General features: G+C 51.8%; 19 protein-coding genes. 18 read left to right on the top strand and 1 reads right to left on the bottom strand.

Translation table 11 applies throughout. The annotated features are described in order from the left end of the window. The first annotated feature begins 68 nt into the window (after positions 1-68). From F4V51_RS26885 to F4V51_RS26815, 15 genes are all read left to right on the top strand, one after another. Complete coding sequence (locus F4V51_RS26885; RefSeq protein WP_153980239.1) at positions 69-716, top strand: precorrin-8X methylmutase; 648 nt, start codon at positions 69-71, stop codon at positions 714-716. Positions 717-1,477: 761 nt separating this feature from the next. Beyond that, the gene (locus F4V51_RS26880; protein WP_153980238.1) at positions 1,478-2,632 is read left to right on the top strand and encodes a cobalt-precorrin-5B (C(1))-methyltransferase; all 1,155 of its coding nucleotides are present in this window, start codon (positions 1,478-1,480) and stop codon (positions 2,630-2,632) included. Beyond that, complete coding sequence (cbiE, locus tag F4V51_RS26875) at positions 2,595-3,875, top strand: precorrin-6y C5,15-methyltransferase (decarboxylating) subunit CbiE (RefSeq protein WP_236146650.1); 1,281 nt, start codon at positions 2,595-2,597, stop codon at positions 3,873-3,875. Before F4V51_RS26880 ends, cbiE begins: the two co-directional genes overlap by 38 nt. A 32-nt stretch (positions 3,876-3,907) precedes the next feature. Next, complete coding sequence (cobI, locus tag F4V51_RS26870) at positions 3,908-4,624, top strand: precorrin-2 C(20)-methyltransferase (protein WP_095291300.1); 717 nt, start codon at positions 3,908-3,910, stop codon at positions 4,622-4,624. After that, on the top strand, positions 4,621-5,418 hold the full coding sequence (gene cobM / locus F4V51_RS26865) for a precorrin-4 C(11)-methyltransferase (protein ID WP_153980237.1): 798 nt from the start codon (positions 4,621-4,623) through the stop codon (positions 5,416-5,418). The genes cobI and cobM overlap by 4 nt, the downstream gene beginning before the upstream one ends. Continuing rightward, the gene (locus F4V51_RS26860; protein WP_153980236.1) at positions 5,411-6,499 is read left to right on the top strand and encodes a cobalt-precorrin 5A hydrolase; all 1,089 of its coding nucleotides are present in this window, start codon (positions 5,411-5,413) and stop codon (positions 6,497-6,499) included. Before cobM ends, F4V51_RS26860 begins: the two co-directional genes overlap by 8 nt. 105 nt (positions 6,500-6,604) lie before the next feature. Then, the gene (locus F4V51_RS26855) at positions 6,605-8,107 is read left to right on the top strand and encodes a cobyrinic acid a,c-diamide synthase CobB (protein WP_153980235.1); all 1,503 of its coding nucleotides are present in this window, start codon (positions 6,605-6,607) and stop codon (positions 8,105-8,107) included. Between the two features lie 165 nt (positions 8,108-8,272). Then, complete coding sequence (locus F4V51_RS26850) at positions 8,273-8,995, top strand: SDR family oxidoreductase (protein ID WP_153980234.1); 723 nt, start codon at positions 8,273-8,275, stop codon at positions 8,993-8,995. A 36-nt stretch (positions 8,996-9,031) separates the two neighbouring features. Beyond that, a complete protein-coding gene (locus F4V51_RS26845) occupies positions 9,032-9,670 on the top strand; it encodes a ThuA domain-containing protein (protein WP_095291082.1) in 639 nt (212 codons plus the stop codon). A gap of 72 nt (positions 9,671-9,742) precedes the next feature. Next, positions 9,743-10,123: a phasin family protein gene (locus F4V51_RS26840; RefSeq protein WP_153980233.1), complete on the top strand. Its 381-nt coding sequence runs from the start codon at positions 9,743-9,745 to the stop codon at positions 10,121-10,123. After that, on the top strand, positions 10,124-11,794 hold the full coding sequence (locus F4V51_RS26835) for an ABC1 kinase family protein (RefSeq protein ID WP_153980232.1): 1,671 nt from the start codon (positions 10,124-10,126) through the stop codon (positions 11,792-11,794). A gap of 540 nt (positions 11,795-12,334) precedes the next feature. Next, complete coding sequence (locus F4V51_RS26830) at positions 12,335-13,783, top strand: SulP family inorganic anion transporter (RefSeq protein ID WP_153980231.1); 1,449 nt, start codon at positions 12,335-12,337, stop codon at positions 13,781-13,783. A gap of 205 nt (positions 13,784-13,988) precedes the next feature. Further along, positions 13,989-15,479, top strand: coding sequence for a DEAD/DEAH box helicase (locus F4V51_RS26825; RefSeq protein WP_153980230.1), 1,491 nt, complete (start codon positions 13,989-13,991; stop codon positions 15,477-15,479). 339 nt (positions 15,480-15,818) lie between these two features. Then, on the top strand, positions 15,819-17,018 hold the full coding sequence (locus tag F4V51_RS26820; protein ID WP_153980229.1) for a hypothetical protein: 1,200 nt from the start codon (positions 15,819-15,821) through the stop codon (positions 17,016-17,018). A gap of 31 nt (positions 17,019-17,049) precedes the next feature. Further along, a complete protein-coding gene (locus F4V51_RS26815; RefSeq protein WP_153980228.1) occupies positions 17,050-17,220 on the top strand; it encodes a hypothetical protein in 171 nt (56 codons plus the stop codon). Positions 17,221-17,663: 443 nt separating this feature from the next. On the opposite strand, the gene F4V51_RS26810 is transcribed toward F4V51_RS26815, so the two are convergent. Then, positions 17,664-18,596, bottom strand: a complete 933-nt coding sequence (locus F4V51_RS26810) for a hypothetical protein (protein ID WP_153980227.1) — start codon at positions 18,594-18,596, stop codon at positions 17,664-17,666. Positions 18,597-19,029: 433 nt separating this feature from the next. Between F4V51_RS26810 and F4V51_RS26805 the strand changes: the two genes are divergently transcribed. The 3 genes from F4V51_RS26805 (at position 19,030) to F4V51_RS26795 (ending at position 26,884) form a co-directional block, all read left to right on the top strand. Then, on the top strand, positions 19,030-20,823 hold the full coding sequence (locus F4V51_RS26805) for a vWA domain-containing protein (protein WP_153980226.1): 1,794 nt from the start codon (positions 19,030-19,032) through the stop codon (positions 20,821-20,823). Between the two features lie 225 nt (positions 20,824-21,048). Further along, positions 21,049-24,438 carry a tubulin-like doman-containing protein gene (locus F4V51_RS26800; protein WP_153980225.1) on the top strand — a complete coding sequence of 1,130 codons (3,390 nt, stop codon included), beginning with the start codon at positions 21,049-21,051 and terminating at the stop codon, positions 24,436-24,438. Position 24,439: 1 nt separating this feature from the next. Beyond that, positions 24,440-26,884, top strand: coding sequence for a transcription initiation factor TFIID (locus F4V51_RS26795; protein ID WP_236146649.1), 2,445 nt, complete (start codon positions 24,440-24,442; stop codon positions 26,882-26,884). Positions 26,885-26,899 lie beyond the last annotated feature (15 nt).

Genomic DNA, 26,899 nt, shown 5'->3' with positions numbered 1-26,899 from the left:
ACACCCGAATAGATCAAATTGGGATAGACCCATTTTGAATCATATTACGATTGAAGGAGTGAGTGCATATGGATTTCAAAACAGAATTTAAGCCTTTAACTGTACAGCCCCAGGAGATTGAGGGGAAAAGCTTCGAGATGATTACCGAGGAACTGGGTGAGCACCCATTCACGGAAGAACAATATCCCGTTGTACAGCGTGTCATTCATGCCTCAGCTGACTTCGAACTTGGCCGCAGCATGGTTTTCCATCCGGATGCCATTCAGGCAGGAATTGCAGCTCTTCGTGCAGGGCAATCTGTCATTGCCGACGTACAGATGATCCAGGCTGGAGTAAGCAAGGATCGTATTCGCGGGTTCGGCGGAGATGTGCACGTGCATATTTCCGACACGGATGTGATGGAGGAAGCGAAACGGTTGAATACAACGCGGGCCATCATCTCGACGCGTAAAGCAACGAAGGCATACGATGGCGGAATCTACGCCATAGGTAATGCACCGACAGCATTGCTTGAGCTGATTCGTTTGGTAAAAGAAGGCGAAGCCAAGCCAGGCTTGATCATTGGTATGCCTGTTGGATTCGTGTCCGCAGCCGAATCCAAGGATGAGCTGCGCAAGCTGGACATCCCGTTTATCACGAACATCGGCCGGAAAGGCGGCAGCACCATTGTGGTAGCTGCGTTGAACGCAATCTCGCTGATGGCAGTGAAGGCATAGTCGCTTTTTCAGCCTAAACTGAGCGTATCTAGAGCGTCCTAGAACGTCCATGAGTGTACCCGAGCAGGGAGTACCAGGGCAGCGCTAACGAACCTCAAGAGCCTTATATCGCAGATAATCACGAGTTATACATTCTAACAAACCTGAGTGAAGCTATTCTGCTCAAAGCCGCCAAAAACGGTGGGAACATCGGCTTTATGTTGAAATAACGACGCTATAATTCGTTAGATTTTCAGTCTGTGGAAATTGGCTCGAATAGGACTTCCTGAGTTCGTTAGAGTGCAGCCATGATCAATTGAAACGGAGCGAATGTTGGAGCATGCAAGGTACAAAGTGCATGAGGGAGTTCAATCCTGAATCCAATCCTGAATCATCGCTCAATCACTAAAGTGTGAAGGTAATAAAATGTAAACTTAATAACTGCCATTTGATTCCATCTTCTAGTGGCATTAGATGGCCAGTTACTCCAAATAAACCTCATGGCATGGTTTAGCATATGAGCCTGCAGGTAAGAACTTTGCGAGGTATACGAGAATACAGGGAGTAGCGGAGGGGACGGAATCGATTCTGTAGAAGCGACAGCGTTCGCCTTTGTCTCCGGAATTCTCCCTATACATAAGGGAATCAAAGAAATCTGGAGACAACAGCGATCGGAAGAACGATCCGTACCCGTAGCGGCTACCCCGTAGTTTTCGCATACGCAGTGAATCAAGTGTCATCTACTATGTAAAGTAATAAGAAAGGACGGGAGGTTCAAAGCCATGGAAAAGAAACGCATGAAAAGCGGGGAAGCACCCGACCCGGACAAACCGATGCGTTCCGGCTTCACCACAGGAGCCTGCGCGACGGCCGTTGCCAAGGGGGCCACGCAGCTTCTGTTAACCGGGATTACTCCTGCACAGGCTGTGGTTTCATTGCCCGCGGGCTTTGACCACTCGTTCGAACTGATCGAGCAGGAACTGATGGCGGACGGCACGGCTGCCTGTGCCACCATCAAGGATGCCGGGGATGATCCGGATGCTACGCATCTGGCGAAGATCATCGCACATGTCTCCTGGCGCGAGGAGCCTGGTGTGGAGCTGGATGGCGGCATTGGGGTAGGTCGTGTGACCAAACCGGGCCTGCCTGTTCCTGTCGGCGAAGCGGCGATTAATCCCGTTCCGCGCCGTATGATTACCGAGGCCGTAACCCAGGTGCTTGCCGAACATGGGACAGCCAGGGGAGTAAGAGTGGTCATAAGCGTGCCGGACGGCGAAGAGATTGCCAAGAAGACGCTGAATTCGCGTCTCGGCATTTTGGGCGGCATCTCCATTTTGGGCACACGTGGCGTGGTCGTTCCATTCTCCACCTCTGCGTACAAAGCAAGTGTGGTACAAGCCATTTCAGTTGCGCAGGCATCTGGCTGTGATCACATTGTGCTGACGACAGGCGGCAGCAGTGAGAAATATGCGATGAAAATGATGCCCGAATTGCCCGAAGAAGCCTTCATTCAGATGGGTGACTTTGTCGGGTTCGCCATCAAGCACGGGAAACGACTGGGCATGAAACGCATCAGCCTGGTGGGGATGCCGGGCAAATTTGCCAAAGTGGCTCAAGGAGTCATGATGGTGCACTCCAAGAGTGCGCAGGTGGATTTTGGATTTCTTGCGTCCGTGGCCCGCGAGACCGGGGCTGGAGATGAACTGGCGCAAGCGATCGAGGAAGCCAACACGGCGACTCAAGTGGCCGACATGATGACTGAGGCGGGGTATTTGCCCTATTTTGAAAAGCTATGTACATATGCCTGTAGGCACTGCCTGGAGCATGCCGGAGGCGGAGTGACGGTCGAAGTGGTATTGGTCACGATGAAAGGAATGGAACTCGGGAGGGCGGAAATCAGTGAACTGGACGACAGCAGCTGGAGCAAAGAATCATAGGATCCGTATCATCGGCGTAGGTGAAGAGGGTGCGGCAGGATTGACGGTGGATAGCCTGAATCTGATTCAGGAAGCAGATGTACTGGTGGGCGGCGAACGTCAGCTGCAGTGCTTTCCTGCATTTGCGGGAGAGAAGCTCACGATTAAGAGCGGATTAAGCGATTTGGTTGTGAAAATAAAAGCGCTGCAGGACACGCACAACATTGTTGTGCTTGCCTCAGGAGACCCGCTGTTCTACGGCATCGCCGGGTATCTTGCGCGTAAGCTGGGCCCGGATCAACTGGAGATCCGGCCTAATCTCAGCTCGCTGCAGCTGGCATTCGCCAAGCTTGGCGAGAGCTGGCACGACGCCGTGCTCGAGAGCGTGCACGGACGTCCGCTCAAGGGCCTCGCCCAGCGCATTGATGGCCAAGCCAAAATTGCGCTGCTCACGGACGAGCATAACAGCCCCGCTGCGATCGGGGCTTATCTGCAGCAGTTCGGCATGACCGAGTATGATGCCTACGTTGCCGAGAACCTCGGCGGGCCAGATGAACGTGCCCGCCATTACACCCTGGACGAGCTGGCAGCAGCTGAATGCAGCCCGCTGAACGTCGTCATTTTGCTGCGCCGCAAGGATGCGCCTGCGCCGCGCAAAGGGTTTGGGTTTGCGGATGAGGAATTCCATCAGCGCAAACCGGAGAAGGGCCTGATTACCAAGCGCGAGGTCCGCGCCTTCAGCTTGTCTGAGCTGCGACTTGGCGAGGACAGCATCGTGTGGGATATCGGCGCAGGTTCCGGTTCGGTGGCGGTCGAGTGCACGCGGCTTGCGCCGCGAGGCCAGGTCTTCGCCATCGAGAAGAACGAAGGTGACCTCGTGAACATCGAAGCCAACCGGATCAAATTCCGGACGGACTTCACCGTCCTTCATGCCAAAGCACCAGCAGGGCTGGACGAACTACCGAATCCGGATGCGGTGTTTATTGGCGGCAGCGGCGGCGAGCTCGCGCAGCTGATCGCCCTATGCGCGTCCCGGCTGCGCCCCGAGGGACGCATTGTCGTGAATGCAGCGACGATCGAAACGCTGCATGACAGCATGAAGGCGATGCGCGATGCAGGCATGGACGCCTCCGTGACGCTGCTTCAGACGGCGCGCAGCAAGCCGATTCTGAACATGACCCGTTTTGACGGATTGAATCCAATTTACGTGATCACAGGCCAGCATGCCGCGACAGAGGGAGCGGTAGCCGGAGTGGAAGAATGACTTTTCAAGGACAGGACAAGGGGGAAAACAACATGAGTACGGCAGCAGTAGGTACGCTGTATGGCGTGGGTGTCGGGCCGGGAGACCCGGAACTGATTACGGTGAAGGCATACCGAATGATCCGGGAGTGTCCGGTGGTGGCATATCCGAAGAAACGCAAAGGCGGCAAATCGTATGCCCACGAAATCGTGGAACTGTATGTTAACCCGGAAGAGAAAGAGATGCTCGGTCTGATCTTTCCAATGACCAAGGACCCGGTTGTCCTTGAACGGGAGTGGGGCAAAACCGTCGAAGCCTGCTGGGGTGCGCTGAAGGAGGGGAAGGATGTGGCCTTTGTAACCGAAGGCGATCCGAATCTGTACAGCACCTTCATTCATCTGGCAAGGCTGATGCGTGAACTGCATCCCGAGGTACCGATTGCTTCGATTCCGGGAATTTCATCTGTACTGGGCGCCGCTGCTGCACTGGATATCCATCTGGCAGACGGGGATGAGCAGGTGGGCATTATCCCCGCGACTGCCGATAAGGAAGCGATGCGTCAGGCAATTGAGCATCACGATACGATTGTGTTTATCAAAGTGGCGAAGGTGCTTGACCCGATGCTTGAACTGCTGGACGAGATGGGTCTCGGCGGCAAAGCCTCGGTTGTCACCAAAGTCACTTCTCCATATGAACTGGTCTGGCGCGATGCCCGTGAACTGAAAGGGCAGGAGCTGGAATATCTGAGCCTGATGGTGGTGAGCAAATGAAAACGCTGGAACCGAAAGTATATATCGTAGGTGCAGGCCCGGGTGACCCCGAACTGATTACGGTGAAGGGCTCGAACATTTTGAGAAATGCGGATCTGGTCCTGTACACCGACTCCCTCGTGAACGATGAACTGATTGCGACGGCAAAGCCTGAAGCAGAAGTGCTGCAGAGCTCCGGCATGGATCTGGAGCAGCAGGTTGAGCTCATGTGTGAAGCCACTCGTGCAGGCCGCAGCGTAGCTCGTGTGCATACCGGTGATCCGGCGGTGTACGGCGCAATTCTGGAACAGATGGTACTGCTGAAACAGCAGGGCGTGGAGTATGAGATTATTCCGGGTGTTAGCTCGGTCTTTGCTTCGGCGGCCGCCCTCGGAGCGGAACTAACTGTGCCTGAACTGACGCAGACGGTTATTCTCACCCGCGCAGAAGGCCGCACGCCAGTGCCTGAACGCGAGAAGCTGCGTGATCTGGCGTCACATCACTGTACGGTGGCCCTCTTCCTGAGTGCTACGCTGGCGAAAAAAGTCGTGGTTGAATTCCTCGCCGCAGGGTGGAGCGAAGATACACCGGTGGCGGTTGTGCAGCGCGCGACTTGGCCGGATCAGAAAATTGTACGGACTACGCTCGCCAATCTGGCTGCCGATCTGCGTGCCGCTGGTATTACGATGCATGCGATGATTCTGGCAGGCTGGGCACTTGATCCCGATCTCGTGAACCGGGATGCCCACCGTTCCAAGCTGTATGACAAAACCTTCACTCATGGTTATCGCAAAGGAGTGAAGTCCGGTGAGTAATCCGTTTGCAGCCGTAGCCATCACGAAGCATGGTGTGGAGATGGTACGCAATCTGGCTGGACAATTCCAGGGTACAGATGTGTACTACATGAGCAAGTTCGTCCGCGGGGATGAAGAAGAGCTGGGTTATCAGCTGTTTGAAGGCTCGGTGAAGCTGATTTTTCCGGATCTGTTCAAGCGTTACAATGGCATCATTCTATTTATTTCGCTGGGAGCAGTAGTCCGCATGATCGCCCCGATTCTGGTGGACAAAAAAGTGGATCCTGCCGTGCTGGTCATTGATGACCGCGGAGAGAATGTCATCAGTGTCCTGTCGGGCCATCTTGGCGGTGCGAATGAACTGACTCGTCAGGTTGCGGAAGTACTCGGTGCACGCGCGGTAATTACAACCGCTTCGGATGTGCAAGGAACAATCCCGGTAGACATGTTTGGACGGGAGCTGGGCTGGATCGTGGACAGCTTCGACAAGGCCACGCCAGTCAGTGCAGCGGTTGTTAACGAGGAGCCGGTTGCGCTGATTCAGGAGACGGGAGAACGGAACTGGTGGCGATATAACAAGCCTGTACCGGATCATATCCGTGTCTTCAGCAGCATGGAGGAAACCGAGTCATTTCCTTTCAATGCGGCACTTGTGGTCAGCGACCGCCTGCTCACGGAAGATGAACAGACACGTTTTCTGACAAATGGGGTGCTGTATCGACCGAAGAGTCTCGTACTGGGCATGGGCTGCAACCGCGGCACATCCATGGAGGAACTGGAGCAGGAGATGCTCACCACATTGGAAGAGCTGTCTCTATCAGTGAAAAGCGTACGAAACATAGCGACGATTGATCTGAAAAAGAATGAAGAAGGCCTGCTGGCGCTATGCGCCAAATACGGCTGGGAACTTGTGACGTATACGCCAGCCGAGCTGAATACCGTTAAGCTTGCAAATCCATCGGAGACGGTATTTAAATATACCGGAGCTTACGGTGTGAGCGAGCCTGCGGCATTACTGTCTTCCGGAGCGGACCACTGGCTGCTGGAGAAGAAAAAGAGCGGGAACCTGACGATTTCCGTAACGCGAATTCCTTTTGACTAACAAAATTGAAATTATGCGCTTCAGCGATGAAGCAAATAAGTATTGTTTAGGCCGCATCGTTTCGAGGTGCGGTTTTGTTATATCGAAGAAAGGTGGGAATGGATCATGAGCATTTCAAATCAATCTGCCAGACCACGGCTGATCATAGCCGGAACGGGGAGCGGTGCAGGAAAAACAACGGTAACTCTGGGCCTGATGAAAGCACTGGCCCAGAGCGGAATGAGCGTACAGGGCTTCAAATGCGGGCCGGATTATATTGATCCAACCTATCATACGGCTGTAACGGGCAGAGCATCGCGAAATCTGGATGCATGGATGACCTCCCCGGAGTATGTAAGAGAAGCATTTGCCAAAGCATCAGCGGGACATGATATTTCCATTATTGAAGGTGTCATGGGATTGTATGATGGCAAAGATCCCTTAAGCAATACGGGATCAACTGCGGAAATTGCTCTCGTTACACAGACTCCGGTCATTCTGGTCGTGGATGTTCGCAGCATGGCTCGCAGTGCAGCTGCGATCGTGCTTGGTTTTCAGCAGCTGGAGCCTGAGCTTAACATCGCTGGTGTCATCGTCAATCGCTGCGGAAGTGCCGGCCACTACAGTATTGTGAAGAAAGCCATTGAGCAGATGTGCGGCATTCCTGTGGTTGGATGGCTGAAACGGGAGGAGGACATGTCAATTCCAGAGCGTCACTTAGGGCTGGTCCCTGCCATTGAACGGGGAGAGTTGGAGCCGCTGTTCGAGCGGGCTGCGGACGCATTGCTGGAAGGCACCGATCTGGATGCGATTATTGCGATAGCGAAGGCTGCACCTGACATAGAAGAAGAGTTAATCATGAACAATGAGGATATTTCACGGCAAAACCCAGATCCAATGTCGGCCGGTGCCCATTTGAAGTGCAGCGAAGACAGCACGTCTGGCGAGTGTGATGAACGCGGAACTTCGTCCCGTCCGGTAATAGCTGTTGCCCGGGATGCGGCGTTTAATTTCTATTACCCGGATAACCTGGAGCTGCTCGAAGCAGCAGGAGCCGGGTTGAAGTACTTCAGCCCGCTTGCAGGGGAAGGCATACCGTCTGAGGCAGATGGCATTTATCTTGGCGGGGGCTTTCCGGAGGAGTTTGCGGCATTGATCGCAGATAATGTCTCGTTTCTGGAGGGATTGCGTGAGGCCGTTCGCAGGGAGATGCCTTTGTTTGCGGAATGCGGAGGTTATATGGTGCTCGCGGAGACGTTAACCAACCGGGAAGGGCTAACGTATAACATGGCAGGGATTATACCTGCTGGGGTACAGATGCAAGCGAAGCGGGCGGCACTCGGTTATCGTGAGGCCAGAGCTGTAGAGGATTCCTTTTTGCTGAAAAAAGGAGAGGTGATCCGTGGCCATGAATTTCATTACTCTACCATGACCTACCAAGAGGAAGGCGACATTCCCTATGCTTATGAGACTAAGGGATTACGGGGCATGAAGCAGGAGGGATATGCCAGAGGTAACGTTGTAGCCGGGTATACCCATGTTCATCTCGGGTCTCATCCGGGTGCAGCAGGGAGATGGGTGCAGCATTGTCTGTCATACCGACTGAGAAGAAGTGGTCAGCATATATGAAGGACGATTTTTGGATGAAAATGATAAAAGAAAAGAGAATCCTGCATTCATCACACCATGAGACTTTGGTCGTGAAGTTGAGCTTTCCTGTTTACATTTAAAGGTTTTTGCCTGACCATGTGGAATGAATTAAAAGACAGAGCAGCCTGGATAGGGAGGGAAAGCATGGTGAGAACCGTATGTGTGACCGGGGCAGCCCGGGGACTTGGATTGGCTCTGACAGCACAAATGCTGAAGAGAGGATATATTGTATATGCTGCAGGTCTGGATATGGAGAGCTCAGAGGGGATTCGTCTGCTCGTGCAAGCTTATCCGAAGCATCTTCGGGTCATTGAGCTGGATATTGCCGATGATCTGTCCGTTGCGCTGTTTGCCGAGACCATCAAACTGGATACAGATCGTCTGGATATGCTGATCAATAATGCGGCTATACTAGGGAATATTACCGATCATGTCCGCGGGCCGTTAAACTTTGCCGAAATGGCAGAGGTATTCAACGTGAATACGCTGGGTTCACTGCGTGTAACTCACGCAATGCTGCCCCTCCTTCTTGCGGGCGCGGGCAAGCTGATTGTGGACATCTCATCGGAGGCGGGCAGTATTGAGCAGTGCGACAGACATGGCTGGTTCGCTTACTGCATGTCCAAATCTGCACTAAACATGCAGGCTAGGCTTGTGCATAATGGAATCAAGGATGAAGGTGGACAGGTCATGCTGATTCATCCCGGGTGGGTGCAGAGCTATATGAGCGGTGAATTGAACACAGCCGCAGACCTTACGCCAGAACAATCGGCACAGCATATCGCAGCACTTATTGACCGCCATAAGGATTTTATGGGAGATCAGCCTGCCTATGTAGACTATAAGGGGGACGATCTTCCCTGGTAATCTTGTTACAGCTTTAACATGAAAGGAGTTTTATTAATGGACCATCGTAAAAAGGCGTTGTTGCTCGGCGATTATACACATCCGGACTGGCATCCGCTGCAGGATGTTGACGCAGAGATCAGCCGTATTTTTCATGATAGCATGACCGTGCAGTGCAGCGAGAATCGCAATATGCTGCTGCAGGAGAACATATCGGGATTTGATGTGTGTATTTCATACATGGACGATTGGAAGGGGAAAGTCTCTCCTCAGCAGACAGCTGGATTGCTGTCCTATGTGAGCAATGGAGGCGGCCTGGTCATTCTACATAACGGGATTTCGCTTCAGAATCGTTATGAACTCAAGCAGATGATTGGTGCGAAATTCCTGCATCATCCACCGTATGGACCGCTTGAGTTTACTGTGACGGAACATAAACACCCTGTGACCGAGGGGATTACCGGATTCACCATGGAAGAAGAGCCTTATCTGTTCGAGTTCGGATCATTCGCCGAAACCACGATTCTGCTTGAATACCAGACTGAAGATGGACCTAAGCCTGCGGCTTGGGCACATACCTATGGATTAGGCCGGATTGTGTACCTCATGCCAGGGCATCATGTGCCTTCTTTTGCACACGAATCCTATCGCCAGCTGATTTTGCAGGCAGGCAAATGGGCAGCACGATACGTGTAACCTGATCGTTTATTTGTTGTGCTGGGTATAAAGGGTATAATATAGAAATCAACGAAGAGGAGGATGACAAGAATGAGCGATTTGTTCAAAAAGGCGATCTCATTAGGGTTGGGTCTTACCGTCGTAAGCAAGGAAAAAATCGAAAAAACCGTAGATGATCTGGTCAAACGCGGGGAACTTGCGCCAGGTGAATCCAAAGCCTTGGTCGAGCGTCTAATGGAACGAGGCGACGAAGAGCAGGGTCAGCTTAAGCGTGTGATTCATGAGCAGGTCAAGCGGGTGCTTCAGGAAGTAGGCGTACCTTCGGAGAGTGATGTGACCAGTCTGGAACAGCGCGTTGCTGTACTGGAGAAAAAGCTCGCCGAATTGGGCCAAACACCACAGCTGCAACCAGATGTATCCCCAGCTCCACTTGAAGTTCCTCCTCCGCACAAAGGAAACGAGATCGAGTAGATGGCTGTGCGAATTAAACATGTCGGCAGATACCGGGAAATTGCCATGGCGCTGGTGCGTCATGGCTTCGGTTATATGGTCGAGGAACTGGGGCTGTTCCAGCTGCTGGCCATACCTCGGCGGTGGATGTCACGTGAAGCACACACGACCAAAACGCTGAGTGAACGGATCAGACTGGTGCTGCAGGAGCTGGGGCCGGCTTTCGTGAAGCTGGGGCAATTGGCAAGCACAAGAGCGGATCTGCTGCCCGAGCCGGTCATCCGTGAACTGGTGAAGCTTCAGGATCAGGTACCCCCTTTCTCTTCGGAAACGGCACGGGGGATTCTGGAACAGGAATTGGATACACCGCTGGAAGAGATCTTTTCCCGGTTCGACGATACCCCGGTGGCTGCAGCCAGCATCGGGCAGGTGCATCTGGGCAAGCTTCGAACCGGAGAGGCCGTCGCCATCAAGATCCAGCGTCCCGGCATCTCACGGATTGTGCAGCGGGATTTGGATATTTTGCGTGAGCTGACGGCGATGGCGGAGAAGCGATGGGACTGGGTGAAGCAGTACCAGATTCCGCAGATGGTAGAGGAGTATGCCCAGGCGCTGATGGCTGAACTGGATTATACCGTTGAGGGGCGGAATACCGAGAAGATCGCCCAGCAGTACCAGCAGGATAACAAGGTCAAAATCCCGCTAATCTACTGGGATCAGACTTCCTCGCGTGTGTTAACCATGGAATACGTGGAGGGTATCAAGCTGAATGACCGTGACGAACTGGTCAGACGTGGACATGACCTGAATGACATTGCCCAGCGACTGGTGGATTCCTTGTTGAATCAGATCTTTATTCATGGTTTCTTCCATGCGGATCCGCATCCTGGCAACCTGATGGTGTTAAAAGACGGGCGACTGGCGTTTATCGATTTTGGCATGGTTGGCACTCTGAGCGATGAGATGAAGCAGCATCTGGCTTCGCTCATCATCGGGTTGATGCGCAAGGATACAGACAGCATGATCCGGGCGATTGAGAAACTGGGCATGATGCCGGATGACATGGATCTCCGCGGCCTCCATAATGACTTGGACAAGCTGCGCAGCAAATATTATGACATTCCCTTTTCCAAAATCAGCGTGGGCCAGGCGCTTAACGATCTGTTCGGTGTGGCACAGAGACACCGGGTCGTCATGCCAGCTGACATTGTGCTGCTGGGGAAATCACTGCTCACAATGGAAGGCGTGATCGAACATCTGGATCCATCACTCAGCATTGTGGATATGGCGGAACCCTTCGGCCGGAAGCTGATCAAGGACCGGTTCAGTCCGGGACGAATCAAGAATCGGCTGTTCCGCAGTGCCGCAGACCTGGCTGAGAGTGTGATCGGACTGCCGGGGCAGCTCCGGCAGCTATCCTCCATTATCAGTAAAGGCAAGCTGCGGCTTGAGGTTAGCGTACCCGAACTGGACACGCTGATGCGCAGGCTGGACCAGATCAGTAATCGTCTTTCCTTCAGTATCGTGCTGCTCGCCTTCTGTATCATTATGGTCGGACTCATTATTGGTTCCTCAATCAGCCATCAGTCAACGATGCTGTGGGATATTCCGGTCATTGAGATCGGTTTTCTGGTTGCCATTCTGATGGTGGCCTTTCTGCTCTATTCGATTTTCAAATCGGGAAGATTCTAGTTACATTTAGGTAGGAAAGAGCTGTTAATGCTTCTTGGCGAAGGAGCGTTAACGGCTTTTTTATGGTCTGGGAAATAATGCATCAACTCTAAAATAGATAAACAGAGCATAACGGAGATATATTATAAAAATAAGAGAAATCCAGGAATAATCTATCGTTTGCGAAGATATAGCCTGTTCGTATAAAAGGATCGCCCTGTCTATAATAATAGGTCAGTACATAACGGACCCGGTCTTTCTGAGAGGGGAAGACCAGTGACATCAAGAGTCGTCTTCTGATGTCTTCTTAGCTCGAACCTGAATGATGTAACAGAATTATGTGGAACGCACTGGAACGGATTAAGCAGGATCGCTGCGGATTTCGGACTTATTTTATTCCGGATGAAGAGCTTCTTGTATCAACACGTACAGGCCATGATGCGGAGGGAGTGTTCCGCTGTTTTGTGCTGCCCTGTCGTGGTTGGTCAGTGACGTGCCTAGCTGTACATTTCAGGTAATCAACCCATGAGGTTAACGGTGTAGGAGGAACGGCAAGAACATATGAATACGTTAAAACAACAATGGTTTGGCAACATTCGCGGAGACGTGCTGGCAGGCATTACGGTAGCGCTGGCGCTGATTCCGGAAGCCATCGCCTTCTCTATCATTGCGGGTGTCGATCCGATGGTCGGATTGTACGCATCGATTACGATTGCGATTGTGATCTCGATTGCAGGCGGAAGACCGGGAATGATCTCGGCTGCTACGGGAGCCATGGCGGTGCTGATGGTTGGCCTCGTCAAAGATTACGGCTTGGAATACCTGTTCGCGGCCACGATATTGACGGGAATTATTCAGTTTATTTTAGGTATTTTTAAAGTTGGGAAGTTCATTACGTTTGTGCCGCATTCGGTACTTACCGGATTTGTTAATGCCCTGGCGATTTTGATCTTCATGGCCCAGCTGACGCATTTTACAGGTGCGAACTGGATCATGTATGCAATGGTCGCAGGCACGCTGGCCATCATTTATATTTTGCCACGGTTTATCAAAGGCGTTCCGGCTCCTCTCGTTGCCATTATCGTCATGACGATTATTACGGTCGTGTTCCATTTGGATGTGAAGCAGGTAGGTGACATGGGGAATTTGACGAGTACCCTTCCGATGTTCCATCTGCCCAATATTGAGTGGTCCTTCCATACACTGATGATCTTGCTGCCCTATTCATTCACGATGGCACTGGTAGGTTTGCTGGAATCCTTGCTGACCGCTACCATTGTAGATGAGATGACGGAGACCAAGAGCAGCAAAAACCGTGAGGTGCGCGGTCAAGGGATTGCCAACTTCGTTAACGGGTTGTTCGGCGGCATGGGCGGCTGTGCCATGATCGGACAATCCGTCATTAATGTGAAGTCCGGCGGCCGGGGACGGCTGTCCACATTTACGGCAGGCGCCTTTCTGGCCATCCTGCTGCTGCTGCTCAGCGGAGTGGTGAAACAGGTGCCGATGGGTGCGCTGGTGGGTGTCATGTTTATGGTGTGTATCGGTACGTTTGACTGGAGTTCCGTCAAAAATATTGCACGTGTTCCCCGCGCAGAGGCCTTCGTTATGGTGGTTACGGTGGTGATCGTCGTCATCACCAATGATCTATCCATCGGTGTATTGGTTGGCGTTGTGCTTAGCGCCCTGCATTTTGGATGGAAACAGGCCAAGATTCGTGTTCATGCCAGCGAGGAGCAAGGCCAAAAGGTATATCGTGTTCACGGTCCGTTCTTCTTCGGCTCTTCATCCCGCTTCGTGGAGGAGTTTCATGCCGAGACGGATCCGGAGGAGATCACGATTGATTTTGGCGGATCACATATCTGGGATAACACGGCCGTTGTTGCCATCGGCAAGGTGAAGTTCAAATACGCAAAACTGGGCAAAACGGTGCATCTCCGAGGCTTGAACGAGGAAAGCTCACGTTTGCTGGAGAGAAGCGGGTTTGCGGTCTCACAGAGCCATGGTTAATGGAGATAAATGATCTCTGGAACATAAAATACATTAAAAGGGTGCCGGAACATGTCCGGTACCCTTTTGTTTTGCTGGACAAACGTGTAAACTACACGGTATGGAGAAAAAGAGCAGACGGACTGATTGCTTTTTGAAAATCCATTTCATGGGGAAGAATACATCGAAATGGGCTTATCTAAATGAACATACAGAGGTGTAACGATTGGCAAACTTTGAACAACTGGGCATTCGCCCGGAATGGTGCGAGATTCTGAAACATCAGGGGATCGCCGTGCCGACACCGGTACAGGAGCGCTCGATTCCCGTACTGTTAGGCGGACGTGACATTATTGCTGAGGCACAGACAGGTACAGGGAAAACGCTGGCTTTTTTGCTGCCGATTATTCAAAAAATCAACGTATCGGACCGCTCCCCGCAGGCATTGATTATCGCCCCTACGCGTGAGCTGGCCCTGCAAATTACAGAGGAAGCGAAGAAGCTGACGGCCAATGACGATAAGCTTCATGTGCTTGCTGTGTATGGCGGACAGGACGTGGAGAAACAGCTTCGCAAGCTGCAAAATGGGACTCAGATCGTCATCGGTACACCGGGACGTCTTCTGGATCACCTGCGCCGTGGCACGCTGAAGCTCGATAACGTGAAAAAACTGGTGCTGGATGAAGCGGACCAAATGCTGCACATGGGCTTCCTGGACGATGTAGAGACCATTCTACGTGAACTGCCGCATAAACGTCAGACGATGCTGTTCTCGGCAACGATGCCGAAGGGTATTCGCAACTTGGCGAAGAACTACATGAAAGATCCCGAGGATGTAAAAGTATCTTCGAAATCGGTTATTCCAATTAATCAGATTCGTCAGCAAGTGCTGGAATGTACGGATCGTGGCAAGTTCGATGCGCTTCGCGGCATGATTGATACGTATCGCCCGTACCTGGCGATTATTTTCTGCCGGACCAAGCGCCGTGCATCCAAGCTGAATGAAGATCTGCGCGAAGCAGGTTACGAGAGCGACGAGCTTCATGGGGATCTGTCCCAGTCCAAGCGTGAGAACGTTATGAAAGCCTTCCGTGATGCAAAATTGCAAATCCTCGTGGCTACCGATGTGGCGGCACGCGGACTGGATGTGGAAGGCGTAACGCATGTATTCAACTATGACATTCCTCATGATGCAGAGAGCTATATCCACCGGATCGGCCGTACAGGTCGTGCTGGCGGAACGGGTCTTGCCGTGACGTTTGCAACGCAGCATGACAGACCGGAGCTTGCACGTATTGAGGAAGGCACCAATCAGAAGCTGACCCGCATCCAGTGGACAAGCGAAGGTCCAGTGGCCTCCACCGGAGCAGCTAGACGTTCCATCAACAGTCAGGATAATGATGAACGTTCAGGTGGACGCTCTGCCGGAACAGGCAGTGCCCGTCGCGGCGCAGGCCGCAGCGGACGTAATGAAGGTGGCCGCGGAGGTCGTGGTTCCCGCGGCGGTGAAGGTGGACGCAGCGGTGGTCGTAGCGGCGGCCGCAGTGGCGACAGCAGTCGCGGTGCAGCAGGCCAAGGTGGCCGCGGCGGGCGCGGTGCAGGTCGCAGCGGTGATGAGCGCAGCAGCGGCTGGGCTGGCCGCAGTGCGGACAAGCGTAATTCAGGTGGACGCGGGCCAGCCAAAAGTGACCGCCGCGATTCTCGTCGCGGACGGTAAGACCTTGTCGTCCGCGGCAGAGAAGCCGCGCTGGACGATCAGTTTGACGCCATGCATAGGATAACGGCATGGCGAGAATACGAGAGCACTCAGGTACCAACGTACCGAGTGCTTGATGAGAGGGTCGCGACGAATTTTGTCGCGGCCCTTTTTACATATGCGGTATTGCACGCAACGCTCTGCTACTTGGAACGTATTGGATAGATATGTTGAAATATGTGAAAGACCCATTGCTCGGATTCCATGGTGCATATGTGGATCATGCGGGTATACAAGAAGTGAAAAAATCTCGCCAGCGGGCCTGTTGGACGTGATGAAGCAGGCAGATCGGAGGTTTTCATGAATACATATCCTCTAATACAGGAACAGCGCAAGATCCTGCCATTTTACTGGCGGTTTACACGATTAATGATGGGCATCGCCCTGCTGATTGCACTAGCTTTGGTTGCTGTACCCCTATACCTAATCTGGGAGGTAGCTGCGGTGTGGACCTGGTTTACGATAGTGTTCATTCCGCTCGGGGGATGGATCTTCTATACCGTTTTGCACAGGATGAGACACTTGTCCTGGAGAAATCAGCATTTGAACCGAACGGAGATGGATAGTTATCAGATTCTCTACATCAGGTGGAACCCGGATTCCCATACTCTTGAAAAACACCGATTTGAGCGGTCAGCCATCCAGCGCGTGTATTATGGGCGTTATTTGACGAAGGAGGCACATTTCTACCAACGGGCAGAATTCAGGGAACCGGTACGTACCATTCAATTTTGGCCTGAAATACATATCCTCTATCAGCAAGGTCTGGAGCACAGACTATGTACAGTACGTTTCTATGAAGAAACAGAGGCCAATGCTTGGCTTAGCCAGCTGGCATCACAGGGAGTTGAACTAAGATTCACTATGTATTCCACCGGGAACCTTGCTCCGGAAGCTGAAGTACGTGCTGCTCTGGAAAAGGATGAGCATCAGGAAGTGGTACCTTGGAACATACCGGTTGAGAACAACTTCGAAATCTATCGGCAGAGAGTGGTAGAGGATCTCATAAGTCACAATCATCCGTCCATTCGGATCACGGAAGAGAAGAAACAGGAGAAGGAGAAAAGGAGCGCAGCACGAAAACAGACCAAGGCATTTCGGAGTGTGGGGTGGGCCTGGATGGTGTTTGTGCTTCAGTGGGGGATTGCATTCCTGCTAATGGAACTGGCGAAGAAGGGTCAGCTCAATCCGGACACCATGTTCATTCCGTTCATAATCTGGGTAGGTATGGGTGTGCTGTTTGCATTCTTGACCAAAGTTTTTGTGTGGAAGCATGTGCTCATCTACTCGGCATTTACATTCGTGAATGCAATTATCATGAGTGTTTCGCTATATGAAACCGAGGATATCAGTCCAGGTGCCCGGATGTTGGATTCACTGGGCAGCGCCAGTCTGCTGGGTATTCTCTTTATCTGTGTGCCGCTCCTGGTCTATCGATTCAAGGTGGCTGCAGGTGAAGCATTGAACAAAAAGTACAATAACAAATCAACACACAGATAGGTGTGAACAGAAGGAAACGAAGGAGGCGGGCATGGATACAGATGATAACTCCCTGAACAGCTTTCAGGAGCTGATTGAGACACCAAAGCCAATGAGGCCATCTGTGAAGTCGAAGCTAACCACACATCGGATCGTGGGGATCGCGATGGTTATCTTGCCGCTGGTGCTGATTGTGCACCTAGTATATATATCATGGGATTAAGTTTGCTGTTTTATATATTGGTCAAAAGGCTGCGTTGGAAGCAGATTCTCATATACACCATCGGTTCCTTTATCAATCTGATGGTTGCAAGTATGGTCCTGGAGCTTCTGGATCATACCGAGCCCACAGCACAAATGTACGTTTCCTTATATGGGAGCGTGTTGTTGTGCTCCGTGCTGCTCTGGATTCCATACGTCCTGATCTACCCCTTGAAGGCAAGAAAAAGAGATTAACATGGCAGACAGATTCGACTTGAGTCGTTATGCAATTGTTGAAAAAAAGCACCCTACTCTCATGTGAGAATAAGGTGCTCTTTAGGTTGTGGTCAGGTAGATATGGTATAGGATTGCTCTTGCATATTCTTGTCCCTAAAAATCGATGCAGGGGTCCTTGGGAATCACATCGTCTATATATTAGGGAATTGTTGTGCATGAACATGCTCTTTAGGAATGAACCTCGGTAACGTTGTCCCGATATTTCTCGTTATATACTCTCCCAACGGATTCAGCCAAACCGCCACGTGCCTTGCCAGGATACAGTTCAAGCGTACGATAGAGACGCATGAACCGGTCTTTGGGCAAGAAGCGTGCGTAGCGGGTAATAAGACTTGGGAATAACTCGATATATTTGCTTTTACGCACAGCCGCTGCAGCTACAGCGGTCAGAATCTGAATTCCGTTGTGCAGCTGCAAAATATTAACTTCGTATGTGGCGATATACCGGATCGCATCTTCACGAATCAACTCCGGCTTAAGCCTGGCGATTTCACCGATGTATTCGGCGAGCAGCCGCTCGAAGCTGCGCAGCAGCAGGGGCTGGAGCTGCAGATCCATATCACTTCGCAGCACGAAGGATTGCAGCAGGGCAACCTGCTGAAGGCGAATCCGGTCATTATAGACGAGCGATCCAATCTCGCGCAGCATCTCGTAAGCGAGCGCCTCGTCTTCTTTGCGGGCTTCGGCGACGAGTGCCCAGTTTCGGTTGATCCCCTGACGGATGTCCTCCCGGTCTTCATTTAACATGCGCTTCATCTGCCGATTTTGCTGGGCAGGGAAGGTACGGTGATGCATGAAGATGAGCCATCCGATCAGCAGCAGGGTCACGGTGGCTGCCATCATGGTCTGATCCGTGGTTTCACCGAAGTAGGTGGCGGCAGCTCCGAGTATAACGGCAAGGAACAGATCGCGTGCAATCCGGCGCTTCACTCGTGAGCCGGCACGCTCCTGGACAGAAACGAGGGCGCTGCGACCACAGGAGGTACACTCATCCTCCCACAAGCAGGTATATTGTCCACAACGCTTGCAGACGTGCAGCTTCTCAAAAGCATAGGTCGTTCGGTTAAAAGGTCTGATGGATACCACTTGTTTGGTACTCATGCTTAATCACGCTCACCATTCAGTATAGTGTATAGGGTACGGTCCGAATCCTCCCTAGTCACGGGTTTGCGACCCTGGAAAAAGAGCGAGATTCCTTTTATAAGGACAAAAAGAAACAATATGGCGAGGCATCCGTATGTAACCATAATCGATTCCTTTCTAGGCATAGTTGTTATGCAGAATAGTGTAAATCTGAAACAAGGTTTCGTTATATTGCAGTTTGCTGGCAATAACTATATCATATTTCCATAGTTGGAATTAAAATGCCAGTAGAAGCGCCGAATAGGTCGATTTTTGTCAGTCATTACAAAACTGTAACTCAAGATAGGGGTGCTTTTCAGAATATATTAGTAGACTGTTAAGATTTCCTTAAGGCTTGACGCCTATAATAAACTATTCCCATTTTAATCTCAAACGTGAAGGAGTACACCCAATGCTGCGGACACGCAAAATACGCTGGCTTAGCGGAACCCTGGTTCTGCTGACATTTCTAACGCTTCTGCTGCCTAAGGCGTTGCTGCCCCAAGCTGCAGCTGCTCAGGCACAGACGAGCGGGATCGACGCCGTACTTGTAGCCGATGTAAGTAACTCGATGAATACAAGTGACCGTGACAAGATCAGTAATGAAGCCATGAAAATGTTTATTGATATGCTGCCGGTCCAGGGGGACAAGGTAGGGATTGTTGCTTATACCGATCAGGTAGAGCGGGAAAAAGCACTGCTGGAGATTCAGTCCGATGCGGACAAAAGCAGTCTGAAGGACTTTATTGATCAGCTCGGCCGCGGGCCATACACTGATATTTCCGTCGGGGTGGCTGAAGCGGTGAATGTGCTGAATCATGGTGCAGATGCATCGCACTCACCCATGATCGTACTGCTTGCAGACGGCAACAATGATTTTAACAAAACCAAAGGCCGCACCCAGGCACAGTCTGATGCAGATTTGGCGAAGGCTGTTCAAGAAGCCCAGGATCAGGGCATTCCGGTCTATACGATCGGACTGAACGCAGATGGCAAACTGAACAAGGATGCATTAGCTGATCTGGCCAGTCAGACAGGAGGCAAGTCATTCATCACGGATACGCCGGATGATCTGCCGCAGATTCTGAGTGAGATATTCGCAGATCATGCCAAGCTGAATGTGGTGAAGTTGCCTTCCATCACAGGCGACGGCAATTTTCAGGAAGTTACGGTCAACGTGCCGAATGACAGCGTGCTTGAGGCTAATATCTCAATTATGTCTTCCAAGCAGGTAGAGATTGAATTGACCGATCCTTCGGGCAAAGCGGTGGATCTGAACTCGGATGCGGCCAAGCTCTCGACATCCAAAAGTTATTCACTGGTCAAGCTGCTCAAGCCTCAGGAAGGCGACTGGAAACTTCGGGTAAAAGGGGCTCCGAAAGACAGCATCGATATCAACCTGCTGTTCAACTATGATCTGCAGCTCGTCGTGGACCCAATTAAGACCAAGTCCTATACGAAGGGTGACAAGGTGGATCTGACAGCCAAGCTGGAGAATGGAGGTCAGCCGCTCCAGGATAACGATCTGTATGCAGATATGAAGGCGACGTTGGTCGTAAACGATCTGGATACGAACAAGAGTGAGGAGCAACCGCTGGAGAATACAGGCAGCGGCTTTGCAGGTACCTTTGAAGTGCCGGACAATCATAACTATGAACTGGTGATTCGTGCGGAGGAGGACAGCTTTTACCGTGAAAGTGCGCCTATTACCATTAATGCAGGGGGGACGGCAGGTGCGGGAACACAGCCAACCACCTCAGGTGGTGAGCAGGACAAGCCGTTTCCATGGTTACCTGTGATTTTGGGAGTCGTAGCCTTGCTGGTGATTGGAGTGGGTGCCTGGTTCCTGATGGGCTGGCTGAAACGCAAAAACCGCGGCTTTGTCGGCCAGATCATTGTCGAGATTCGGGATGAGAACACCGGGGACAAGTCCTATCCACAATACAAAAAACTGGCATCCTTCCGGGGCAGATTCCATCTGCACCAGCTTTTACAGCTGGATCCGGAATTGAAGGAAACCGAGAAATATATATTTACGCCCAGCAATGGGGACCGAATTATTATTCGCAATACCGCAGGCGGTACATTGGAGAAATCCGGACGTGCCGTGGATGCAAGCTCAGGCGTTGAACTGAAGAACGGTGACCGGCTGAGCATCCCGCTGCAACAGGCGGATAAGACGATTTTGATTGAGTATCTGGTCTAAAAGGAATGCCAATAGAAGTTGGTACTAACCGTTTACACGAGAACGCAGAGGACAGAAAAAAGCTGTAGAAGCGAAGTGTTCGCCTTTATCCCTAGATTTTCACCTTTGAAAAAGAGAATCAAAAAAATCTGGGGATAACAGCGATCGGAAGCTTGTTCTGTCATCGGAGTGGTAAGTGTAATTATGTTGTAGTTCCGACTGCGTTAACCAAAGGGAGGATATGGAATGAAACCAATTGTCAGAGAACATATTCAGCAGCTGGATGTATCGCTAGGCGGAGGGATTGTCAGCGAGAAAATCAGGGTCGATACAATTGATAACCCGATCCTGATTATCGGTCTTGGAGGAACGGGAATTGATGCGCTGCTGCGTCTCAAATATCAGATTAACCGCCGCTTCAAGCTGCCTCAGGACCCGGTATCCAAGAAGAAAATGGACAAGCCGGACAACGTGGAATTTCTCGCGTTTGAAACCAACGAGCAGGACCGTGCGAAGAAGTACAAAGGCATCGGGCTGGACCCGATTAACGAATTCGTGCTGCTGTCCAATGCGGAGATCGGTGGACTGCTGCAGAACCGCAGTGTGCTGGAGCCGTATATTACGGACTGGCTGTCTCCGGAACTAAGCATCACGGACGGCATGAATGGAGCAGCAGGGGTACGCCAGGCTGGACGGTTGCTGCTGTTCACCAAGATCAACCAGGTCGTGCAGGCGATCGACAAAAAGATCAAAACATTATCCGTAGGCACCAACAAAAAGCTGATGGTATTCCTGCTTACCGGTTTGTCCGGTGGTACAGGGAGTGGATGCTTCCTCGATATCTCCTATATCGTGCGCGGCATCATTGAACGGGATCACGGTTCTGCCGGGATCGACCGCGTCAATACGCTGGGTTACCTGTTTACGCCAGACGTGAATCTATCGAACAAAAGTTTAAGCGAGCACACACGCGAATATATTCGCAAAAACGGCTATGCTGCGCTCAAAGAGCTGGATTACTGGATGAATGTCGACAGCCGCGGCGAGCGTTTCACGCAGAAATACGGCAACATCCTGAATGTTAATTCACCGCTGCCGCCGTTTAACCTGTGTCACCTGATTTCGGCAACGAATACGGAAGGTAAGCTGCTGGAGAATGCCTATGACTACTGCATGAACGTGACGGCCGAGAACATCACCAACTTCATGGCCAGTGAGGAGAAACAGTCGGGCGAAGAATTCGCGATTCACGATTATATCAGCAACATCCGTACCAACATTGCACAGATGAACAAGGCGTATCCGGCCAACTATGATTACAACATTATCGGTGCTTCCTCAGCGGTACTGCCGATTGAAGAGATGACGACGTATCTTGCTTACCGGATGTTCGACAAAATGAGCACCATGTTCTCCAAAGCTCCGAACCAGGAGGACACGGAGAAATTCGCCCGCAAGCTGGGCATCGATCTCGAAAGTGTCGTGAAGTCCTTCGAGTCCCGCGTGCCGGAGCCGCTGCCGGGTTATCAGAACAGTGAGCGTCTGTCATACGGCAATGTCGTGAAATCACAGGTCGTGAACATGGACACCGAGCTGGAGCAGAACTTCCTGGCCCGTGCCCGTGAAGAATATATCAAGGCGAAGAAACAGCTGCCGGGCGAGATTGCCGGTCAGTTTACCGAACAGATCCGGCGCATGTTTTTGCATCCCGAACAGGGTCCGTTCTACGTTTCCCGTCTGATCTACACCGAAAAAGGCTTCTGTATACTGAAGATGATTCAGTCGTATATCGAAACGCTGCGCGAGAATGCATTCCGCATTCCACGCGACATTGAAGCTGCGCAGGAGCAATCGGAGGAGAAACTGGGTGACGCGAAGAGTGCCTTCGTCTCCAAAGAGAAGAAAAAGAATGCTTATATTGAAGCTAAAATTCATGAGTACTGGCTGCACGCCGACGTGGAACGCAACGATCAGATGATCGAGTTCTATGAGGATCTGTATGAACTGTTGAATCAGGAAAACAGCCGCATCTATAACGTATTTACCGAGACGCTGAATGCGCTCAGCTCGATTTTCTCCAAGAACGGAGATATTCTGACACGTGGTGAAGAACAGTCCGATCACAAAGGCAACAAAACCTACTACTGGAACGTTGTTAGTGTACCGGATATCGTCAATGTGGTGGATGGGCTGCTGGACAAGCGCGACACGGATGACCTGATCCGCGATTTCTCCCGTGAGCTGCTGGAGAACTCCAACCAGTGGGTGAAGGAGAACGAAATTGATGTGGTTAGTTCCATTTCGGACTTCCTGACCGAGAAGTTCGGGGACCTCATTACCCGTTCCATGGAAGATTTCCTGGTGATCAAATACGGGCAGGATGAGTCTGTAGAGAAATTCGTGGAGCGTTACATCGCTGGCAAGCTGGATGATGAGGCCGTTCCGGTGTTCAATCTCAGCAACAGCACAGGCAGTCTGCATTTCCCGTCATGGGGATTCGTCTCTGTGCCGACACAGGCGCCAGGCATTCTCAAAGGGATTCGCAATTATCAGAACAATGCGGTGGGCAAATCCCACTTTACCGTCAAGGAAAGCGAAGTCCGCAACCGGATTTTCTGGCTGAATACGCGCAACGGGGTGCCGCTGTTTGTGTATACGCCGCTCAAAGTATATGAGGAAAGCTATGAACGTACCATTTTGGACAAGGAAGGCATCGGACGCCATCTGGTACAGACGGAGAAAAACAACTGGACCTACCTGCCATCTCCGATTCCCGAAAAGTCCTGGGGCGATGTCTACGAGAATGCCCGGGTGAAGCAGTATAACGCGCGGGTACGTACCGAATTCGAGCAAGCGATTGGATACAACATCATTACGGCCAAAACAATCGATGAAAATACGAGCAATCGTTATGCTGTTGTCACAACGGAACCGTTTGACCTGGCCGCGAAGCTGAATGCTTACGACATGCGTCTGACGTCAACGACCCCGAATCTAGGTGAGGTAAAACGGGCAGTGACTGAACTGAAACGTCTGCAATCCGAAGGATTGCCGCGTGTAGGGGTGAAGGATATTTTCGGCAGTATTAATGAAGATATGGCCAAAGAAAACCTGGTACGTTCCCCGCAGCTTATCGCACGGGTACGTGAAGAACTGGCGAAGATGAATGCCATCTCGGCCAAAGTGGCTGAACTCGAAGGCATTCTGGCACAGCATCAGGATGAGGAACAGTGGTATGATCGCTTCATCGAAGCTCTGTATACCGACACGATCGTCAAGAAGGGCGCACTTTACGTCTACGACCGCGATCCGGAAGAGGATGCCTGGGAGCCGTTCGCGAACCTGATGAAGAGCCGCAACTTTGCCGAGTATGAAGTGTTTGGCAACTTCCGCGGTCTGTCTGAAAAAGATCGCAGTACACTGCTGCGCAAAGCTTCCCGCCGGGATAACGAACTAACGGCTTCAGAGGACATCGCTCCGCTGCTGGCCAAACTGGATGACCTGGCTGCCCTGTTCATGGAATCGCGCGATCGTCTGGAATATGAACGCGTGGAGCTGGCGAACGGCGAAGACATCTATCAGTTCTACAGAACAATGTCATCGAAGCTGAATGACATCCGCAGAAGGCTGAAGTAACATGGGTGCCGGGATGGAGTTCAAGCTGAACAATACCCTGAAGCGGGATCTGGAGAAGTACGCAGCACAGTATGCGGCAGAGCAGGAGCGGCAAGGCAGCCTGGGTGATGGACGAAGCAGTATCCATTACCCGGCCCTGTTTCTGTTTGTTGGTGACATGGTCGAACCGGCCATGGATGCAGTGCGCGAGATCAATCAGTTGAAGTGGGATAACGGAGAAGGTGTGGTGTATCTCCAGATTGGAACAGAGGGCCGGGAGAAACAAGGAGGACGGGAGCATCGGGATTCATCGGAAGACGGTCAGGTGACCCGTCATATCCTGCCTTTATCCACCGAACAGGCTGGACGTCCTTCGAAGACGATGCGCAAGGATGTACACCGCAGTTTTCACGATTCGGAGCAGGCCCTCTTTGGTCTGAATCGCACGCTGCGCCGGGTGAGCAATCGGATCGCTGAATACGGCCGGTTATATTCATCGTTTGACCGGATCTATGTAACCGTCGTGACAAGGGCAGATGATCCACTGAACGTGCTCCTGCCTGAACTGACCAAGCTCACCGAGAACATTTTGGCCCAATCATTCAAGTCGGTTCAGACGGATCTGCATGTACTGGTCAGCGAGATGGAGCAGGTGGAGTCCTTCGGATATGCAAGTGCAGCCGGACTTGCCTTCTTGAGGGAACTGGATCATATGCAAGCACTGGACTATACGTTCAGCGGTAATCTGCTCGTAACGGAAGATGGGATCTCCATTCCCGTTGTGCACCCTTCTTCGCCTTTGTTTGATCTCGTCTATATCCTGTCTGACAAAAATGAGCGAGGAACCGGCGTGGCCGGGGGATGGATAGAGAATGCCGAGATTATCTGCCGCATCTGCCTGCTGAAGAACCGGAAGCATGATCCGGATGCACTTGGTGCGGTTGCAAGTACAGGGGCCAATACCTACAATAATACGTCGTTCAAAAACAACATTCGAACAACCTCGGATCAGCATGGCTATGCCAGTGCGGGTTTTGCCGAGATCAGACGGCCCAACCAACCCATTGCGCTCGCGGTGTTGTACCATCTATACCGCTATCTGTTGAACCTTATGCGACAGGAGCCGGATTGGAGCATGAAAGACAAGCTTGCTTTCTTCGGTCTGGACGCTTCATCCGTAGAGCGCAAGGTGGAAGGGCTGCTACCCGAGCAAGATCTGGTGGGTGGCATGAGCGGCATTATGACGCATAACGTCAGCTTCTCCGATCTCAAGCCGCTATCCCTGCGCGAAGCAGAGCGGGCGCTATTTGGTCAGGGTGCTGAGGCGTACTTCCGTGACAATATGGTACGTCCAGCGGAAGAGCGTCTCCGTCAGCGCAGCAGTCAAAGTTCCTTACTCCGCCGGGCAGAGCAGTCACGGACGGAGTATCCGGAGATTGGCTATTTCCAATGGGCTTCATGGAGTGACAGCAACCCAGGGAGCGTACGTGAGGCTTTGCTGGGACTCATTCGTGACAAATCGGTTCAGCTTGAATCGGCACGTGCCCTGCTGGAACAGCGTCAGCAGGAGCAAGTGGAGGATCAGCCAATTAAGCGGGCATTATTCCGGGACAAGCAAAATGTACGGAATCTGATCGATTGTTTGTTGGAACGCGTGTATGTGCCCAAGACAGAGCTGTTACGACTGGAAAATGAACTGCAATTGCTTCGCCTCTACGATTCGGAGATGGAACAGCTTCATAACTTCAGTCGCAATGTAACGACTGCTCTCGAAGCGCTGGAACGTACGCTGCGTGAAGCGGCAGAAGAGCGTATCGCAGCCGCGGATGAATATATCGGACAGAATGTGATGGAGTATTACGGGAAGGTAACGGAAGCATTGATTGCCGATTTGGAGGCCAAGCGGGGCCGGGATGTTTGGTTCGAGGAGCGTTATATGGGAGACATTAACCGGCTTGCTGCCGAAGGCAACGAGCGTCTGCTGCAACGTTTGATGGAGGTATGCCATGCGCTGCTGCTCACAGCAGAACCACTGAGATTGCCTTTTGAGGAAGAACTGCTGCAGCGGGCGAATGTAACGATTGCCTATGGGGACAAAAACGTATTGACCCGCGATGATCTGTTCCGCAGATTATACCGTACGCTGGAAGATCAGGCGGTTGTGAGAATACGGGTATTCGATTATACCCAGGAACACCGGTATGAAGAAAAGTATTTCTTTGGCGATCATCACAGTGCTTTCATGGATTATGCGGCACATGCCGAGGAAACATCCCGCATCTATAAGCTGGGAGTTGTGTACGAAGAACGCAGCAGTGGTGTGGAAAAGCTGAACCTGATGGGAGGGTTCCATCTGGAGGATCTGATGGTCTATCGCAATGGTAAGGTGTATTACGACTCGTATACGGAGAACGGTTATGAGCTTCATCCAGCAGGCCTGGCTGATAAGCTATCACCTATGCGATAGAACGACATGTCATGA

The sequence above is a fragment of the Paenibacillus xylanilyticus genome, from assembly GCF_009664365.1.
In the GTDB taxonomy this organism is placed as follows: domain Bacteria; phylum Bacillota; class Bacilli; order Paenibacillales; family Paenibacillaceae; genus Paenibacillus; species Paenibacillus xylanilyticus_A.
The sequence above is the reverse complement of the archived record's forward strand: the minus strand, read 5'-3'. Positions and strand labels throughout refer to the sequence as shown.

What these genes read in the sequence shown, in the direction of transcription:
- cobI (WP_095291300.1), top strand. Translation starts at nt 3,908, where the DNA reads ATGAGTACGGCAGCAGTAGGTACGCTGTATGGCGTGGGTGTCGGGCCG.
- F4V51_RS26840 (WP_153980233.1), top strand. Translation starts at nt 9,743, where the DNA reads ATGAGCGATTTGTTCAAAAAGGCGATCTCATTAGGGTTGGGTCTTACC.
- F4V51_RS26800 (WP_153980225.1), top strand. Translation starts at nt 21,049, where the DNA reads ATGAAACCAATTGTCAGAGAACATATTCAGCAGCTGGATGTATCGCTA.
- cobM (WP_153980237.1), top strand. Translation starts at nt 4,621, where the DNA reads ATGAAAACGCTGGAACCGAAAGTATATATCGTAGGTGCAGGCCCGGGT.
- F4V51_RS26810 (WP_153980227.1), bottom strand. Translation starts at nt 18,596, where the DNA reads ATGAGTACCAAACAAGTGGTATCCATCAGACCTTTTAACCGAACGACC.
- F4V51_RS26830 (WP_153980231.1), top strand. Translation starts at nt 12,335, where the DNA reads ATGAATACGTTAAAACAACAATGGTTTGGCAACATTCGCGGAGACGTG.
- F4V51_RS26815 (WP_153980228.1), top strand. Translation starts at nt 17,050, where the DNA reads ATGGATACAGATGATAACTCCCTGAACAGCTTTCAGGAGCTGATTGAG.
- F4V51_RS26850 (WP_153980234.1), top strand. Translation starts at nt 8,273, where the DNA reads ATGGTGAGAACCGTATGTGTGACCGGGGCAGCCCGGGGACTTGGATTG.
- F4V51_RS26820 (WP_153980229.1), top strand. Translation starts at nt 15,819, where the DNA reads ATGAATACATATCCTCTAATACAGGAACAGCGCAAGATCCTGCCATTT.
- F4V51_RS26805 (WP_153980226.1), top strand. Translation starts at nt 19,030, where the DNA reads ATGCTGCGGACACGCAAAATACGCTGGCTTAGCGGAACCCTGGTTCTG.
- F4V51_RS26835 (WP_153980232.1), top strand. Translation starts at nt 10,124, where the DNA reads ATGGCTGTGCGAATTAAACATGTCGGCAGATACCGGGAAATTGCCATG.
- F4V51_RS26880 (WP_153980238.1), top strand. Translation starts at nt 1,478, where the DNA reads ATGGAAAAGAAACGCATGAAAAGCGGGGAAGCACCCGACCCGGACAAA.
- F4V51_RS26855 (WP_153980235.1), top strand. Translation starts at nt 6,605, where the DNA reads ATGAGCATTTCAAATCAATCTGCCAGACCACGGCTGATCATAGCCGGA.
- F4V51_RS26885 (WP_153980239.1), top strand. Translation starts at nt 69, where the DNA reads ATGGATTTCAAAACAGAATTTAAGCCTTTAACTGTACAGCCCCAGGAG.
- F4V51_RS26795 (WP_236146649.1), top strand. Translation starts at nt 24,440, where the DNA reads ATGGGTGCCGGGATGGAGTTCAAGCTGAACAATACCCTGAAGCGGGAT.
- F4V51_RS26845 (WP_095291082.1), top strand. Translation starts at nt 9,032, where the DNA reads ATGGACCATCGTAAAAAGGCGTTGTTGCTCGGCGATTATACACATCCG.